Raw genomic sequence first — 15,182 nt, 5'->3', positions numbered from 1 at the left:
ATTATTTAAAGTAAGGAATAGAGATGCTTAGTACAGTCAACTTAACACAACGCTATGGAAAACGAGTACTATTTGATAAGATTAATATTACGTTGGATGTAGGTAAGCGCTATGGGCTTATTGGTGCTAATGGTGCAGGGAAATCGACATTTTTAAAGATCCTATCAGGTGAAATAGAGCCAAGTGACGGTGAAGTACAGATACAACCGGGACTTAGACTTGGGGTGCTTGGACAAAACCAGTATGCTTTTGAAAATTTTACACTCAAAGATGCCGTACTTTACGGAAACAAAAAACTCTATGAGGCACAAAAAGAAAAAGAGAAGCTCTATATGGAAGGTGATTTCGAGAGCGATGAAGTCAATAACCGTCTAGCAGAGCTTGAAATGATCTGTGCAGATGAAGATCCAACCTATGAGTCTGATGTACATATCGAAAAATTGCTAGAGGCACTTGGATTCCCGGCTAGTCAACATGATGATCTTATGAGTTCGATCACTGGCGGAGACAAGTTCAAGATCTTGCTTGCACAGGTACTTTTCCTCAAGCCTGATATCTTATTGCTTGATGAGCCTACCAACAACCTTGATATCGAAACGATCGGCTGGCTTGAAGAGGAGCTGAAGCGTCATGAGGGTACGATGGTGGTTATCTCTCACGATAGACACTTCCTTAATGGAGTCGTAACACATATCCTGGATCTGGATTTCCAGAATATCCGTGAATTTACCGGGAACTATGATGACTGGTATATTGCAGCAAACCTGATCGCCAAACAGGCTGAAACAGATAGAAGCAAAGCAATGAAAGAAAAAGAGGAGCTTGAGAAATTTATCGCTAGATTCTCAGCAAATGCATCAAAAGCAAAACAAGCTACCAGCCGTCAGAAACAGTTGGATAAACTTGATATCCAGGAGATCAAACTTTCCTCCAGACGTGACCCGTCTATTATGTTCAAACCGCACCGTGACATTGGTAATGAGGTACTTGAAGTAACAGATATCTCTAAAAGCTATGGTGATGAGAAAGTACTTGAAAATATCAGTTTCAAAGTAAATAAGGGTGATAGAATCGCATTGATTGGTTCTAACGGTGCAGGTAAAACAACATTGCTTGAGATATTGATGGGCAAACTCAATGCAGATAGCGGAAGCTATAATTGGGGACAGACAATCTCTACTAGCTATTTCCCGCAAAATACTACTGATATCGTAACAGGGGATATAGAACTTCCTCAATGGATCCAAGGCTTTGATCCAAAATGGCATATCGATGATATCCGTAAAACACTTGGCCGTATGCTCTTTACAGGTGAAGAACAAAAGAAAAAAGTTGATGCGTGTTCAGGTGGTGAAAAACACCGTGTGATGCTTTCTAAAATGATGATGGACAGTGCCAATTTCCTTGTGATGGATGAACCAAACAACCACCTTGACCTTGAAGCGATCGTAGCGCTGGGTGAAGCACTACATGCTTATCAGGGTGGTGTGATCTGTGTGACACACGACCGTGAACTGATCGATGCATTTGCAAACCGTATTATCAAACTTAAAGAAGACGGTACAGTAATTGACTTTGAAGGTGACTATGAAGCTTTCGTAGCTACACATGGTGCATAAACTCTTTTCAGAGAAGAGACTTCTTCTCTGATCATACGACTCTTTTATTAAAAATCTTTTCAAGTAACATCCGGGTAACAAACACACTTTATACTTTCTTATCTATATAAAGAAAGGATTAAATATGAAAAAAATTACACTTGTAATGTTACTTGTTTTAGGTTTAGCTTCATCGCTTTCAGCACACCATATGGCACAGTATGAAGATGCGGGAATATATATCGATGAAGATTCTCCACATTTATTAATGACATTTTATTAATTTTAACCCTTAATTCCCTCTTCCCTTTTTATTTTTCCGATAAAGGTATGCCCATTTGGGCATACTAATACATAATCTCCTGATTTGGAATGTAGACTACCTTCATTGACGTTACAGTAATCTCTTGTCCAACATCTTTAGTTTGCGGATTTTTAAACTCTTTTTAGCTTTATGTTTTCTTTTATAGTTTTCATTATAAAACATCCCTATATAGAACATTGTATAAGGTTTTCTATTGAAGGGTATAGATTTATGACCTGCAAACGTCGCTATAGCGTTTAACCTTATAAAATATGTTAGATTATAAGGTTTTTGAGTCAATGTAAAAAACTTAGGCCTTTGTTTTTCTGTTACCCTGAAGTCCTCTCTGGATTTTAAGTTTTATTTTGATTCCTAGTATCATACATAAATGATTGTAAAAGAGAAAAGAATAATATATAAGCTAATACATATGGTATTGCTTTATATAAGGTAGAGGACGGTTCCTCTCCTATCAAGGCTGCAAAGTGAAAAACGTTCAAAGCGGTTGAAACTGATAATAGAGGACCTCCCAACAATAAAATAGATTTATTATTCATTTTTACAGTTTCTATCCACATTATCACCATTAAAGGAATTGAAAAAAATAATCCAGTGATTAATTGCCCAGTAAAACCAAGACCACCAAAATCAGAGAATACCCATATCATTGGATATAGAAGAAAACCATATAAACTTCCTACGATTATGTTAATAATGAATAATTTGGACATTATGTACCTTTATTGCAATATTATCAATATGATAAAGTATATCAAAAATGTCTTCTTTTCCAAGCCTTATAAAATATATAACTTTATAAGGTTTTACATTGGATAAGAAAGCTGTAGGGTACTTTATTGGATTTTAGTATTTTTGTTGGAAGAATGATATATTAGAAGAATGTGTTACATGAAAATGTAACACATAATAGAAGTAAATTAGTTGATGTTTGTGTAAACGTGTTGTACGTCATCATCCTCTTCGAGTTTGTCGATGAGTGTTTCAACTGCTTCCATTTGTTCATCACTAAGATCGATTGGTGCATTGGCAATATATTCAAGTGATGCTTTGGTCACTTCGATTCCTCTTTCTTCAAGTGCTTTACTCAGTTCGCCAAATGAAGTGAATTCACCATAGATCCTGATGATCGTTTTGTCATCGCCATTCTCTTGAGGTTCTACATCTTCTTCGATCTCTTCAAGACCATAATCGATAAGTTCAAGCTCAAGCTCTTCGATATCCATATCCGGTGTCTTATCAAAAGTGAAGATAGATTTGCGTGTGAACATAAAGCTAAGTGATCCTGATGTAAGCATCTCGCCGCCGTTTTTATTGACGATCGCTTTGACGTTTGCAACTGTTCTTGTGTTATTATCAGTTGCACATTCTACGACGATCTGTACACCATATGGTGCTTTGATATCATAAGTGATCTCTTTGAAGTCTGCTGCATTTTTTTCAAAGGCTCTTTTGATTGCTGCATCGATGTTGTCTTTCGGCATATTCTGCGCTTTTGCATTGAGGATCGCTGTACGAAGCTTGGAGTTCATATCAGGATCAGCCGAACCTCCCTCTTTGGCTGCCATAGTGATACTTTTACCCAATTTTGGGAAGATACGGGACATTGCACCCCATCTTTTCATTTTTGCTGCTTTACGGTACTCAAACGCTCTACCCATAAGTGTTTCCTTCATCGTGAATTATTGTCGTGATTATATCCCGATTTGGCTTAAGTCATTTCAAAGTAAGCATAGGTAGAATAGCCGCATGAAATTAAAAGAGATACAATTAACCAACCCTTATTTGGAACTTCCGGCACTTTGTTATGATAGAGTAAAGCCCTCACCACTGCAAAGTGCTTACTTGATTCATGCCAATCCCGAGATCGCCGAACAGCTGGATATTGATCAGGATGAACTGGATACCGAACATTTTGTAGAGTTTGTGAATGGTGCATTAGAGCTGGAGGGAAGTGATCCTTTTGCCATGTGTTATGCCGGACATCAGTTCGGCTTTTTCGTAGAACGTTTGGGAGACGGCCGGGCAGTTAATATCGGTACGATTGCTACACCGATGGGTAACCAACATCTTCAGCTCAAAGGTGCAGGGCTTACGAAGTATTCACGTGATGGGGATGGTAGGGCGGTATTGCGTTCTTCTATTCGTGAATATCTGATGAGTGAAGCAATGAATGGACTGGGTATCCCTACTACCAGGGCCTTGGCACTTATAGGTTCAGGCCATTCTGTTTATAGAGGTGAATGGGAGAAGGGGGCAATCGTACTTCGTGTCTCCCCGTCATGGGTACGTTTTGGCACCTTTGAGTACTTTGCGCATCATAAAAAGTATGTAGAGCTCAAAGCTTTGGCTGATTATGCGATCGCTGAATCTTACCCTCATTTGATTGGTGAAGAGAATGTCTATGAGCTTTTTTTTACAGAGGTTGTAGGAAAAACAGCGATGTTGATGGCACAGTGGCAGGCAGTCGGTTTCAACCATGGTGTAATGAATACTGACAACATGTCTATCCATGGTCTTACCATCGACTATGGTCCGTATGCATTTTTGGATGACTATGATTTTAGAAATATCTGTAACCATACAGATACTTATGGACGTTACAGCTTTGGAAGCCAACCTAATATAGGAGAGTGGAATCTTAGAGCATTGATGGTGGCACTTTCACCATTGGCAGATGAAGAACGTATGTCACAGATATTGGATAAACATTATGCAAGGCTCTATACACAGCACTACCTCTACCGCATGGGTAAAAAGCTCGGGCTGGATAAGCTTGAGCAAGATGATATAGACCTTGTCAGTCATCTACTTGGTATGATGCAGGGGTTAAGTGTGGACTATACGCTCTTTTTCAGAACACTCAGTCACTATAATGGAGATAGAAAAGAGATACTTAAAGTGGGACTCTATCATCAACCGATGCATGATTGGCTGGATGCCTATGATGAGAGATTGACTCAGAATACATCTACAACAGAAGAACGTCATCAAAATATGCAGCGTACCAATCCAAAGTATGTACTCAAAAACTATATGCTTCAAGAAGCGATCACAGCAGCCAATCAAGGAGACTTCAGTATAGTCGATCAACTCTTCAAACTTGCCCAGTCACCTTATGATGAGCATCCTGAGTGTGAAAGATGGGCAGGTGCAACACCTGAGGAGTTTAAGAACAAGAAGCTCAGTTGTAGTTCCTAGAAGCTATAATTTTAAAAATGGATTGAGGATAGACAAATGACCTTAGAAGAAGTGCAAAATATCATAAGAGAAGAGGTAGGAGTACTGCTATATTTTTCCGGTGAAAGGTGCAGCGTTTGTCACGCACTCAGACCGAAGTTCAAAGAGTTATTTGATGCTGAGTTTCCATTGATTAAACAGATCTATCTGGATGCCCATGAAAATCCAGAGATTTCGGCACATTATCAGGTATTCTCAGTACCTACGATGCTTGTTTTCCTAGATGGCCGTGAGTTTGTGAGAGAGGGAAGGGCTGTGAGTATGTATAAACTCACTGAACAGTTGATGCGTCCGTATCAGATGATGACGGAATAGTGAAATAGGTTTTGAAATTCATTTGTCACGAAGCATTGGGTGAGCAGTAACGGAAGCGTGCATATTTTGCGAAGCAAACACGCCGTAGTTACGTCAGCGCACTTTCGGAGTGACGCTTTTTTGTCTACTTTTTTCTAAAAAAAGTAGGGAGAAAAACATTGAAAGTGTAATATGTTACTTTTTAGAAAAGCGACTAACGGAAGTGCTCTTGGAGTAAATCAAAAGCGTCAGCCCTCTCGAATCGCTTTGCTTACAAGGTCGTTCGGGCTGACAGATTATTTATTAATGAGAGAAAGGTATTTTGTTAATACGTTTAATTTAACGTTTTGTAACAATCGAAATATTCTCAAATCCTTTTTCTTTTAGGATATCGATTACATTGACAAAGTTTTGAAACTCAGACTTCTGATCGGTATGTAAAGAGACGATATCTTTTTTAGGATCAAGTTTAAGCAGTCTTTCTTTGATCTGTTCAAAAGGAAGCGCTTCTTTGTTGTAGAAGTACTCTCCTTCTTTGTTGATCGCAATGGTAATGCTCTTGGTCTCTTCATCTTTTTGACTGCTGGCAGTCGGTAGGTCTACTTTGATCGTTTGGTTGGTTACAAATGTTGCTGTAGCAAGCACGATGACAAGAAGCACGAGCACGATATCGATGAACGGAACTACGTTCATCTTATCAAAGGGTTCTCTTCTCATTTGATTCTTCCTTTTGAACAAGTCCAAAAGAAAGAGATATCCTCAACGGATGGCTCTTGCGAAACTGGTTTCGCTTTTGTGATAAGTATCAGCATACTAAACGAGCCTTCCTTCATCTCTAGCGATCTCCCACTCAGCCAGTTTTCTGTCTACTTTTGTGATAAGAGCGTTATAAAGTACAGTAGCAGGGATCGCCACGACAAGACCGGCTGCGGTAGCTTTAAGGGCTAATGCAAGGTGTTTCATAATCTCACCGGGATTAATAGTGTCTTGTTGTGAACCGATGATGTAGAAAGTAAGGATAATAGCAAGTACAGTTCCAAGCAGACCTATATAAGGAGCATTTGAACCGATAGAAGCGATCGTTGGAAGACGCTTGGTCAAATCAAGTTCGAGTGCATTTTTATGGCTGTAATTTTCAACTTTGATAGAACGGTAAAAGAGTGCACGTTCGATAGCGAACATAAAAGTAATAAAACTTAGAAATAGAAGTAAGCCGATCACTCCATAATCGACGATATGTTTGATCTGATCTACAGGCATATATTTTCCTTAACATTATTGAAATGATATATTGATGTGAATTATAGGCTAAATATGTTAAGAGAGTGTTAATACTCCATATGATGCCTAAAAATGTGAAATGAGCTGTTTTCAGTTAAATATTATGTTAATCAAAAAAAGTAAAAAATTGTAAATATCGATATAAATGGCCTTAAATGCCGATTTAAAGCATTTTTATGCCTTTTTGTTACCTCTACTTAGATAAAATATACGGATTTTAACGAAAGGAAGAAGATGTCTGATCTATTTGAAGGTAATCAAAATGTTGAAGAGGTTTTGATCGAAGATAGTATGAGGGGGTCATACCTTGATTACTCAATGTCTGTTATCGTCGGTAGGGCACTACCTGATGCAAGAGATGGACTTAAACCGGTGCATAGACGTATTCTCTATGCGATGAACGATCTTAGTCTTTCACACAGAAGCCCGTATAAAAAATCAGCTCGTGTGGTCGGGGATGTAATCGGTAAGTATCACCCACATGGTGACACAGCTGTTTATGATGCACTTGTACGTATGGCACAGGATTTCTCGATGAAAGAGACTTTGGTTGATGGGCAGGGTAACTTCGGTTCGATCGATGGTGATAATGCTGCAGCGATGAGGTATACTGAATCACGTATGACCAAAATGGCTGAAGAATTACTTGAAGACCTGGATAAAGACACGGTTGATTTTGTACCAAACTATGATGATTCCATGACAGAACCTGATGTTCTGCCTGCACGTGTACCAAACTTGCTAATGAACGGATCAAGCGGTATCGCGGTCGGTATGGCAACCAATATTCCTCCGCACCGTCTGGATGAGCTTGTTGATGCGCTTACACTTCGTATCGGGAATCCGTCTGCGACGATTGAAGATGTAATGGCTAAAGTTCAGGGACCTGACTTCCCGACAGGCGGTATTATATTTGGTCGTAAGGGAATTACTGATGCTTACATGACAGGTCGTGGACGTATCAAGGTACGTGCAAAGACACATATTGAAGAGAAACGTAATAAAGAAGTGATCGTTATTGATGAGCTCCCTTATCAGGTTAACAAGTCGCGCTTGATCGAGAATATCGCACAACTTGTACGTGACAAGGTTATCGAAGGGATTTCTGAGATCAGAGATGAGTCAGATAGAGAAGGTATGCGTGTCGTTATCGAGCTTAAGCGTGATGCCATGAGTGATATCGTTCTTAACAACCTTTTCAAGAGTACCCAGATGCAAGTAACCTTCGGAATTATTATGCTTGCGATCAACAATAAAGAACCAAAGGTATTTAATCTTCTTGAGTTGTTGGATATCTTCTTGAACCACCGTAAAACAGTAGTGATCAGAAGAACGATTTTTGATCTTGAAAAAGCTAGGGCTAGAGCACATATACTCGAAGGTCTAAAGATTGCAGTAGATAATATCGATGAAGTGATCAAGATCATTCGTGCAAGTGCTGATGACAATGAGGCAAAAGAGAGTTTGATGAGTCGCTTCGAGCTTTCTGAAATCCAGGCCAAAGCTATTCTTGAGATGAGACTAAGACGTCTTACAGGTCTTGAGATCGAAAAGATCGAAAATGAGTTGGCTGAATTACGTCTGCTTATCGCTGAGCTTGAAGGGATATTGAAATCTGAAGAGAAGATCAACGAGATCATTAGAAATGAGCTTATCGAGGTAAAAGAGAAGTACTCTAAACCGCGTTTGACAGAGATCGTAGATGATTATGATGATATAGATATTGAGGATCTTATTCCGAACGAACCGATGGTAGTAACGATCACACATAGAGGGTATATCAAACGTGTACCTGTGACGCAGTATGAAAAACAACATCGTGGCGGTAAAGGAAAAACAGCGGTAACGACCTATGAGGATGATTTCATCGAGAGATTTTTTATCTCAAATACACATGACACGTTAATGTTCGTTACAGATAGAGGTCAGCTATACTGGTTGAAAGTGTATAAGATTCCAGAGGGATCACGTACCGCTAAAGGTAAGGCTGTAGTTAACCTGATCAGTCTCCAGGCAGATGAGAAGATCACAGCGATCATCCCGACAACTGACTTTAATGATGATAAGAGTTTGGTATTCTTCACACAAAATGGTATAGTGAAGCGTACGAACCTTTCTGAGTATTCAAACATCAGAAGTAATGGTGTAAGAGCGATCAATCTCGATGATGATGATGAACTTGTAGAAGCGAAGATCGTAACGCCTGAGACAAAATGGCTTTTTGTCGCAACCAAAAAAGGTATGTGTATCAGGTTCAAAGTAGAGGATGCTCGTGAAATCGGGCGTGTATCACGTGGTGTTACTGCGATCAAGTTTAAGATCAAAGGTGACTTTGTATGTGGTGCGACAACGATCGAAAATGAAGAAGATGAACTACTGATGCTCAGTGAGAAGGGTCTTGGTAAACGTACGACTGCAAGTGAATACCGTGAACAGAACCGTGCAGGTAAAGGGGTGATCTCTATGAAGCTTACGCCAAAAACCGGTGACGTGGTCGGTGTAGTATTTGTAGAAGATGATAAAGACTTGATGTGTCTGACAAGTGCTGGCAAGATGATACGTGTGGATATGGAACAGATCAGAAAAGCAGGTCGTAATACATCAGGTGTAAAAATAGTAAGCGTTGAAGCTAAAGATAAAGTAGTGAGTCTTGCAAAATGTCCAAAAAGCGATGAGCCGAAAGACTTGGATGTTGTTGCAGATGAAAATTTAGAACAAATAGATAATACATTAGGATTGGAATAGAATGAAAACTTATAATGTAGCTGTAGTTGGTGCATCAGGTGCAGTAGGTGAAGAGCTCTTCAGAGTGCTTGAAGAAGTAAAGTTTCCTGTAGGAAATTTGCTTCCCTTGGCAAGTGCCAGAAGTGCAGGAGAAGAGATAAGGTTTAAAGGTAAAACTTATAAGATTGAAGAGCTTACAGAGACTGTATTCGAAGGCCGTGATATCGATATCGCGTTCTTTTCAGCTGGTGGAAATATCTCAGCACAGTATGCAAAATTTGCAGTAGAAGCCGGTGCAGTAGTGATCGATAATACTTCTCACTTCAGAATGGATCCAAAAGTACCTTTGGTCGTACCTGAAGTAAACCCTGAAGATATTGAACTATGGGAAGATACGGGAATTATAGCAAACCCGAACTGTTCAACGATTCAGATGGTACAGCTGCTTAAACCGCTTTATGACCTTTATGGTGGGATCAAAAGAGTTGACGTAAGTACATATCAGGCAACATCAGGGGCAGGTAAACAGGGTATGGAAGAACTGGTACGCCAGATGCAGGACTTTTTTGCCTTTAGACTGAGTGAGACGGAGTGTAGAGCATTTTCACACCAAATCGCGCTGAATGTAATTCCTCAAATTGATAAACCGCAGCCAAATGGTTATACAAAAGAAGAGATGAAGATGGTCAATGAAACCAACAAAATCATGCACTCTGATTTTGCGGTCTCAGCAACGTGTGTGCGTGTACCTGTACTTAGAAGCCACTCAGAGGCTATCACGATTACATTTGCCGAAGGTGTAGATGTAAGCGTAGAAGCTGCTAGAGAAGCATTGGCAAACTTCGAGAACGTTAAAGTGATCGATGATCTTGAAAAGAATGAATATCCGATGCCTATCACGGCAACAGATACGGATTATACTTATGTAGGCCGTATTAGAAAAGATAATTTCGCATCAAATATGCTTCACCTGTGGGGTGTTGCGGATCAGGTAAGAGTAGGAGCTGCAACCAATGCAGTGAGAATCGCTCAGAAGTGGATCAAACTTGAGGAGAATGCGTAATATGTTGGAAGCTCTATTTGAAGGCGCGATCTGGAGAAGTAGATTTATCGTACTTTTAGCTGTCATTTTCGGACTACTTGGTGCAATCATTCTTTTTGTAATTGCTTCTATGGATATCTGGAATGTGGCAGTAACCTCATTTCAGGTAATTACACATACGATACCGCATCCTGAACATTTTCATGAAGATGTGGTTGCCGGTATCATCGGTGCAGTAGACCTCTATTTGATCGCTGTAGTAATGTTTATCTTTGCATTTGGTCTTTATGAGCTTTTCATCTCTGATATCGATGAAGCTTCAGGAAAGAACGGTTCACAGCTACTTGCAATCCATAGTCTTGATCAACTGAAAGATAAGATAGCTAAAGTAATCGTTATGGTACTTGTAGTTAATTTCTTTCAAAGAGTATTGCATACAGAGTTCAAAACACCTATTGAAATGATGTATTTCGCAATTTCCATTACTGCTTTGGCAGTAGGACTTTACTTTTTAGGTATGGTTGGAAAGAAAAAAGAAGAAAAGAAAGCTGAATAAGGCGTTTTGCGTTTCGAAGTTTTTTAAAGCGTAATTGCGCGGTGTTTGCTGACAAGTACTAAATGTTGAGTCTCAAGACAGCATGTGAAAAAGAGCCAAGCTCCTTTTCTAATCAGCAAAGTAAAGTATGATTAGTCTGGCAAGAGCCGTCCGTTGTGGATAACGCGTGGAAAGGAGGCTTTGCTTCTTTTCAAATCAGCATAAAAAAGAAAGTTGAGGGTAAATAATTGAGTAAGATTTTTGTAGATGCGTGTTTGGGTAAGGAAACACCGTATACACCGGTTTGGATGATGAGACAGGCAGGACGATACCTGCCGGAATATATGGCTGTACGTGGTGAAGCAGGTAGCTTTCTTAACCTTTGTCATGATCCTGAAAAAGCAGCAGAAGTAACGATCCAGCCTCTTGATATCGTAGGTGTGGATGCTGCAATTTTATTTAGTGATATCTTGGTAATTCCTGATGAGATGGGTATGGATCTCTCTTTTGTGAAAGGAGAAGGACCAAAGTTCAGTGATCCGCTATGTTCTCAAGAAGACCTAGATAGACTGATCGGTGGAGATGAGGCAGCAAGTAAACTGACTTATGTTTATGATACGATCAAACTTCTTAGAGAACAGTTGGATGCAAGAGGTGATGAAAAGGCATTGATCGGTTTTACCGGTGCTCCTTGGACACTTGCAACTTATATGATTGAAGGACAGGGAACTAAGACGTATAATATCTGTAAAAAGATGATGTACTCTAACCCGGAACTGCTCCATAATATCCTCAAGAAGGTAACAGAAGTAGTTAAACTTTATATGGAAAAACAGATCCAATCAGGGGTTGACGTTGTTCAGATCTTTGACAGCTGGGCAGCAGCGATCGAGCCAAGTAAGTATGATGAGTTTAGCTGGCAGTATATGGTTGAGATATCTGAATATCTTAAAGAGAAATACCCTCATATCCCTGTGATCATGTTCCCTAAAGGTGTTGCAGCATTCATCGAGCGCGGCGGAGTTTATGGAAACTTTGATGTATTCGGTGTAGACTGGGGGACTCCTATGGCCCTGGCAAAAGAGAAATTAGGTGAAAAGTATGTACTTCAGGGTAATATGGAACCATGTCGTCTTTACAACCAACAAGCTACAACGGATTGTGTTGAAGCACTTCAGGAGATCATGGGCGGTAAAAGACATATCTTTAACCTAGGTCACGGTATATTGCCTGATGTACCTGTAGAAAATGCAAAGCACTTTGTAAGAGAGTGTCACAGAGTGAGTGGCAAAAAATAAGACTGAGGTCTTTTATGAACATTAAACGCTATGACGCTTTAGTCGAAGAGTGTGAGATGGGGATCGTCGGACACAAAGTCTTTGTCCGACTTAAAGATATCCCCATGTACCTTTCCAATAAGACCAGAGACAGTATCCGTAACCGTTACAGTCACTCAGTTGAAGTGGGACTGAGTACAGAGTATCTGATGAGTCATCTCAGCCGCCGATTGGGGGATGATGTTAATCTAAATTTTTTTAATGTTGCCAAGATCGTGGGGATGCTACATGATATCGGACATACTGCATATAGTCACGATGGTGAAGTAATCCTTGATCAGATGCTTGGACAAGCTTCGTCTGACTTTCAAGAACCCATTCGTTTCAATGCCAATCTCAATAACTTTAGGCGTATCGAAAAGTATGAGCTTTATGATGTGTTACCGCAGGATATAAAGGAGTATGCACTTGCTTCACTTCTTAAGCGGGTTAGGGAACTTAAAGAGTATCCTGAATACAGTTATCTTAAAGAGTATCAGGAACATGCCATTAAGCTAGAAGAGGAGTATCTTCTATCCAAAGGTATCAAGATCGAAAACCAGGTAGGAAAAACGATCTTATGTCAGGCAATGGACCTAGCTGATGAAAACCGCTACAGAGTGACAGATATCATTGATGCGTTTAATATCTACTCTCAAGGCAAACTCAAAGAGATACTCAAGGGCATGATAAAAAGTGAAGTACGCATAAAAGAGCTTCGAAAACTGGTACATATCAAACCTATAGAGTTTTGTGAAGCAGAAGATGGTATTCATTTTGAAAAACTAAAGATCAAGGACCTGTTGATAGCGCTACTTGAACGGTCGAGCAATGCCAAAACCGAGTTCCAAAATGTTATGAATTCGATCTCAATGGCATTTAACCGTAACTTTCAGCTCCAAGAAAATGGCAAACTAGTACCTATAGATGAAGAGATAGAAGCATTGCGAAGTGACTTTCAGCGTATCGCGGCAAAATATATCTGGGGTTCAAAGAGGGTAGAGAAGATCAAAAAGCCTTATAAACACTATTTTACAACAGTGGCTGATTATTTTATCAACCGGCACTTTGAACTGGAGTTAATAGATAGCAATACATATAAAGAAGCACTAATCGTATTGAGGGCTAGAGAACGTGATGACATGGATGCGAGGCGTGAAGAGTTGATACTTGTACGTAATTTTCTCGGAGGACTTACCAATGCAAAGATCATTGAGCTTTATAAGAAGATCATGGTGTTGAAATTTGAAGCAAAGTTAGGGTATAAACTCGAAAAACGTGATATGTTGATAGAGAAAAATACGGTTAAAAATTTGAAAAAAAAGCTTGAGAAGTATCATCAACGGCTCAATGTAAGGGTATAAGTAATGTCATCTATCATTTTTGGACCGGTACACTCCCGCCGTTTTGGAAAGTCATTGGGAATTGATCTCAGCCCTTCCAAAAAACAGTGTAACTTTGACTGTCTCTACTGTGAGCTTGATCCTGCAAAGACGATGGATCACTATGAAGATGTTGTCAGTATAGAAGAGGTGATGGAAGCACTGAAAAAGGCCTTAGCAGAGCATCCTGATATCGACTTTATTACGCTCACAGCAAACGGTGAACCGACACTTTATCCCTATTTATCAGAGCTTATCGATGAGATAGATAAGATCAAAGGAGATACCAAAACACTGATTTTATCTAATGCAGCAACGATCGATGAACTTAAAGTACAAGAAACACTTTTAAAACTTGATGAAGTAAAACTTTCACTTGACTGTGCGACGCAGACATGTCTTAAGAAGCTGGATCGTGCACATAGCGGTATTGATGTAGAACAGATAAAAGAGGGTATGTTAGCATTTAAATCAAAGTATAAAGGTGCATTGGTAGTTGAAATACTTATCGTCAAAACATTGAACGACAAACCTGAGGAGATTGCCAAACTCAATGAGTACCTCCTGAAACTTCAACCAACGCGTATCGATATGGGAACAATAGACAGACCGCCTGCATATGATGTCAAACCGGTGAGTTATGAAGAGTTGTATGCACTTTCAAAACAGTTTGATACATCACTTCCTCTTTATATCGCATCACGTAAGAAGTCAGAAGCAAGGGCTTCAAACTATACAAATGAAGAGATACTAGAGACACTTTCCATGCGTCCTTTAACTCATGAAGATATTGAAGTGCTTTTTGATGAAGAGAGTCAAAAGAGGGTAGAAAAACTGTTAAATAAGGAAAATCTTAAAATCATCGAGAGTAATGGTGTGAAATTTTACGTTTTAGCTTAAAATTGCTTGACAATAAAGCTAAAAACCACTATAATCTCACCCACTAAAAAAGGTGTTGCTTTTAAACTATTCCGGATTAGCTCAGCGGTAGAGTAGACGACTGTTAATCGTTTGGTCACTGGTTCGAATCCAGTATCCGGAGCCACTTAAATTTTTTAACACTTTTTAAACTTCATAACTGTTCCGGATTAGCTCAGCGGTAGAGTAGACGACTGTTAATCGTTTGGTCACTGGTTCGAATCCAGTATCCGGAGCCACTTAAATTTTTTAACACTTTTTAAACTTCATAACTGTTCCGGATTAGCTCAGCGGTAGAGTAGACGACTGTTAATCGTTTGGTCACTGGTTCGAATCCAGTATCCGGAGCCACTTAAATTTTTTAACACTTTTTAAACTTCATAACTGTTCCGGATTAGCTCAGCGGTAGAGTAGACGACTGTTAATCGTTTGGTCACTGGTTCGAATCCAGTATCCGGAGCCACACTCATAAAAATCATTTAACAAAACAACTAGATTTAACTTAAAAATTTACTTTTTATTTTAATATT

14 protein-coding genes and 4 tRNA genes are annotated in these 15,182 nt (G+C 39.5%); 14 read left to right on the top strand and 4 right to left on the bottom strand.

Annotated elements, in window-relative coordinates; all coding sequences use genetic code 11:
- Window positions 1–23: 23 nt before the first annotated feature.
- Window positions 24–1,619, top strand: coding sequence for an ABC-F family ATP-binding cassette domain-containing protein (locus tag PGH07_RS02255; protein ID WP_289412274.1), 1,596 nt, complete (start codon window positions 24–26; stop codon window positions 1,617–1,619).
- A gap of 124 nt (window positions 1,620–1,743) precedes the next feature.
- Window positions 1,744–1,881 (top strand): hypothetical protein, encoded by a 138-nt coding sequence (locus PGH07_RS02250; protein WP_289412273.1) that lies wholly within the window; start codon window positions 1,744–1,746, stop codon window positions 1,879–1,881.
- 374 nt (window positions 1,882–2,255) lie between these two features.
- Here PGH07_RS02250 and PGH07_RS02245 read toward each other — a convergent pair whose 3' ends face one another.
- Both PGH07_RS02245 and PGH07_RS02240 read right to left on the bottom strand, forming a co-directional pair.
- On the bottom strand, window positions 2,256–2,633 hold the full coding sequence (locus PGH07_RS02245) for a hypothetical protein (protein WP_289412272.1): 378 nt from the start codon (window positions 2,631–2,633) through the stop codon (window positions 2,256–2,258).
- A 207-nt stretch (window positions 2,634–2,840) separates the two neighbouring features.
- Entirely contained in the window at window positions 2,841–3,581 is a 741-nt protein-coding gene (locus tag PGH07_RS02240) for a YebC/PmpR family DNA-binding transcriptional regulator (protein ID WP_289412271.1), read from the bottom strand.
- An 88-nt stretch (window positions 3,582–3,669) separates the two neighbouring features.
- On the opposite strand from PGH07_RS02240, the gene PGH07_RS02235 reads away from it, so the two are divergent.
- Together PGH07_RS02235 and PGH07_RS02230 are read left to right on the top strand one after the other, a co-directional pair.
- On the top strand, window positions 3,670–5,121 hold the full coding sequence (locus PGH07_RS02235; protein WP_289412270.1) for a protein adenylyltransferase SelO: 1,452 nt from the start codon (window positions 3,670–3,672) through the stop codon (window positions 5,119–5,121).
- 36 nt (window positions 5,122–5,157) lie between these two features.
- Window positions 5,158–5,475: a thioredoxin family protein gene (locus PGH07_RS02230; protein ID WP_289412269.1), complete on the top strand. Its 318-nt coding sequence runs from the start codon at window positions 5,158–5,160 to the stop codon at window positions 5,473–5,475.
- A 318-nt stretch (window positions 5,476–5,793) separates the two neighbouring features.
- Here the strand turns inward: PGH07_RS02230 and PGH07_RS02225 are convergent, their stop codons facing one another.
- Both PGH07_RS02225 and exbB read right to left on the bottom strand, forming a co-directional pair.
- Window positions 5,794–6,171: an ExbD/TolR family protein gene (locus tag PGH07_RS02225; protein ID WP_289412267.1), complete on the bottom strand. Its 378-nt coding sequence runs from the start codon at window positions 6,169–6,171 to the stop codon at window positions 5,794–5,796.
- A gap of 96 nt (window positions 6,172–6,267) precedes the next feature.
- Entirely contained in the window at window positions 6,268–6,714 is a 447-nt protein-coding gene (gene exbB, locus PGH07_RS02220; RefSeq protein ID WP_289412266.1) for a TonB-system energizer ExbB, read from the bottom strand.
- A gap of 255 nt (window positions 6,715–6,969) precedes the next feature.
- Between exbB and gyrA the strand changes: the two genes are divergently transcribed.
- The 10 genes from gyrA to PGH07_RS02170 all read left to right on the top strand — a co-directional run bounded on the left by gyrA (window position 6,970) and on the right by PGH07_RS02170 (window position 15,115).
- Window positions 6,970–9,480 (top strand): DNA gyrase subunit A, encoded by a 2,511-nt coding sequence (gyrA, locus tag PGH07_RS02215; protein ID WP_289412265.1) that lies wholly within the window; start codon window positions 6,970–6,972, stop codon window positions 9,478–9,480.
- Between the two features lies 1 nt (window position 9,481).
- Window positions 9,482–10,522 (top strand): aspartate-semialdehyde dehydrogenase, encoded by a 1,041-nt coding sequence (locus PGH07_RS02210; RefSeq protein ID WP_289412264.1) that lies wholly within the window; start codon window positions 9,482–9,484, stop codon window positions 10,520–10,522.
- Window position 10,523: 1 nt separating this feature from the next.
- Window positions 10,524–11,057, top strand: coding sequence for a YqhA family protein (locus tag PGH07_RS02205; RefSeq protein WP_289412263.1), 534 nt, complete (start codon window positions 10,524–10,526; stop codon window positions 11,055–11,057).
- A 227-nt stretch (window positions 11,058–11,284) separates the two neighbouring features.
- Complete coding sequence (hemE, locus tag PGH07_RS02200; RefSeq protein ID WP_289412262.1) at window positions 11,285–12,334, top strand: uroporphyrinogen decarboxylase; 1,050 nt, start codon at window positions 11,285–11,287, stop codon at window positions 12,332–12,334.
- Window positions 12,335–12,348: 14 nt separating this feature from the next.
- A complete protein-coding gene (locus PGH07_RS02195) occupies window positions 12,349–13,716 on the top strand; it encodes a hypothetical protein (protein ID WP_289412261.1) in 1,368 nt (455 codons plus the stop codon).
- A gap of 3 nt (window positions 13,717–13,719) precedes the next feature.
- Window positions 13,720–14,634 carry a radical SAM protein gene (locus PGH07_RS02190; protein WP_289412260.1) on the top strand — a complete coding sequence of 305 codons (915 nt, stop codon included), beginning with the start codon at window positions 13,720–13,722 and terminating at the stop codon, window positions 14,632–14,634.
- A 70-nt stretch (window positions 14,635–14,704) separates the two neighbouring features.
- Window positions 14,705–14,779: transfer RNA gene (locus PGH07_RS02185), tRNA-Asn, on the top strand.
- A gap of 37 nt (window positions 14,780–14,816) precedes the next feature.
- Window positions 14,817–14,891 (top strand) — tRNA-Asn (locus PGH07_RS02180).
- Between the two features lie 37 nt (window positions 14,892–14,928).
- Window positions 14,929–15,003 (top strand) — tRNA-Asn (locus PGH07_RS02175).
- A 37-nt stretch (window positions 15,004–15,040) separates the two neighbouring features.
- Window positions 15,041–15,115: transfer RNA gene (locus tag PGH07_RS02170), tRNA-Asn, on the top strand.
- Window positions 15,116–15,182: the final 67 nt, after the last annotated feature.

Origin of the sequence: Sulfurovum zhangzhouensis (assembly GCF_030347965.1) — a bacterium.
In the GTDB taxonomy this organism is placed as follows: domain Bacteria; phylum Campylobacterota; class Campylobacteria; order Campylobacterales; family Sulfurovaceae; genus Sulfurovum; species Sulfurovum zhangzhouensis.
This window is presented reverse-complemented; position numbering and strand designations above follow the sequence as displayed.

Coding starts and splice junctions, on each gene's coding strand:
- PGH07_RS02245 (WP_289412272.1), bottom strand. CDS start 2,633: ATGTCCAAATTATTCATTATTAACATAATCGTAGGAAGTTTATATGGT.
- PGH07_RS02235 (WP_289412270.1), top strand. CDS start 3,670: ATGAAATTAAAAGAGATACAATTAACCAACCCTTATTTGGAACTTCCG.
- PGH07_RS02240 (WP_289412271.1), bottom strand. CDS start 3,581: ATGGGTAGAGCGTTTGAGTACCGTAAAGCAGCAAAAATGAAAAGATGG.
- PGH07_RS02190 (WP_289412260.1), top strand. CDS start 13,720: ATGTCATCTATCATTTTTGGACCGGTACACTCCCGCCGTTTTGGAAAG.
- PGH07_RS02195 (WP_289412261.1), top strand. CDS start 12,349: ATGAACATTAAACGCTATGACGCTTTAGTCGAAGAGTGTGAGATGGGG.
- PGH07_RS02250 (WP_289412273.1), top strand. CDS start 1,744: ATGAAAAAAATTACACTTGTAATGTTACTTGTTTTAGGTTTAGCTTCA.
- PGH07_RS02225 (WP_289412267.1), bottom strand. CDS start 6,171: ATGAGAAGAGAACCCTTTGATAAGATGAACGTAGTTCCGTTCATCGAT.
- PGH07_RS02255 (WP_289412274.1), top strand. CDS start 24: ATGCTTAGTACAGTCAACTTAACACAACGCTATGGAAAACGAGTACTA.
- exbB (WP_289412266.1), bottom strand. CDS start 6,714: ATGCCTGTAGATCAGATCAAACATATCGTCGATTATGGAGTGATCGGC.
- PGH07_RS02210 (WP_289412264.1), top strand. CDS start 9,482: ATGAAAACTTATAATGTAGCTGTAGTTGGTGCATCAGGTGCAGTAGGT.
- PGH07_RS02230 (WP_289412269.1), top strand. CDS start 5,158: ATGACCTTAGAAGAAGTGCAAAATATCATAAGAGAAGAGGTAGGAGTA.
- PGH07_RS02205 (WP_289412263.1), top strand. CDS start 10,524: ATGTTGGAAGCTCTATTTGAAGGCGCGATCTGGAGAAGTAGATTTATC.
- gyrA (WP_289412265.1), top strand. CDS start 6,970: ATGTCTGATCTATTTGAAGGTAATCAAAATGTTGAAGAGGTTTTGATC.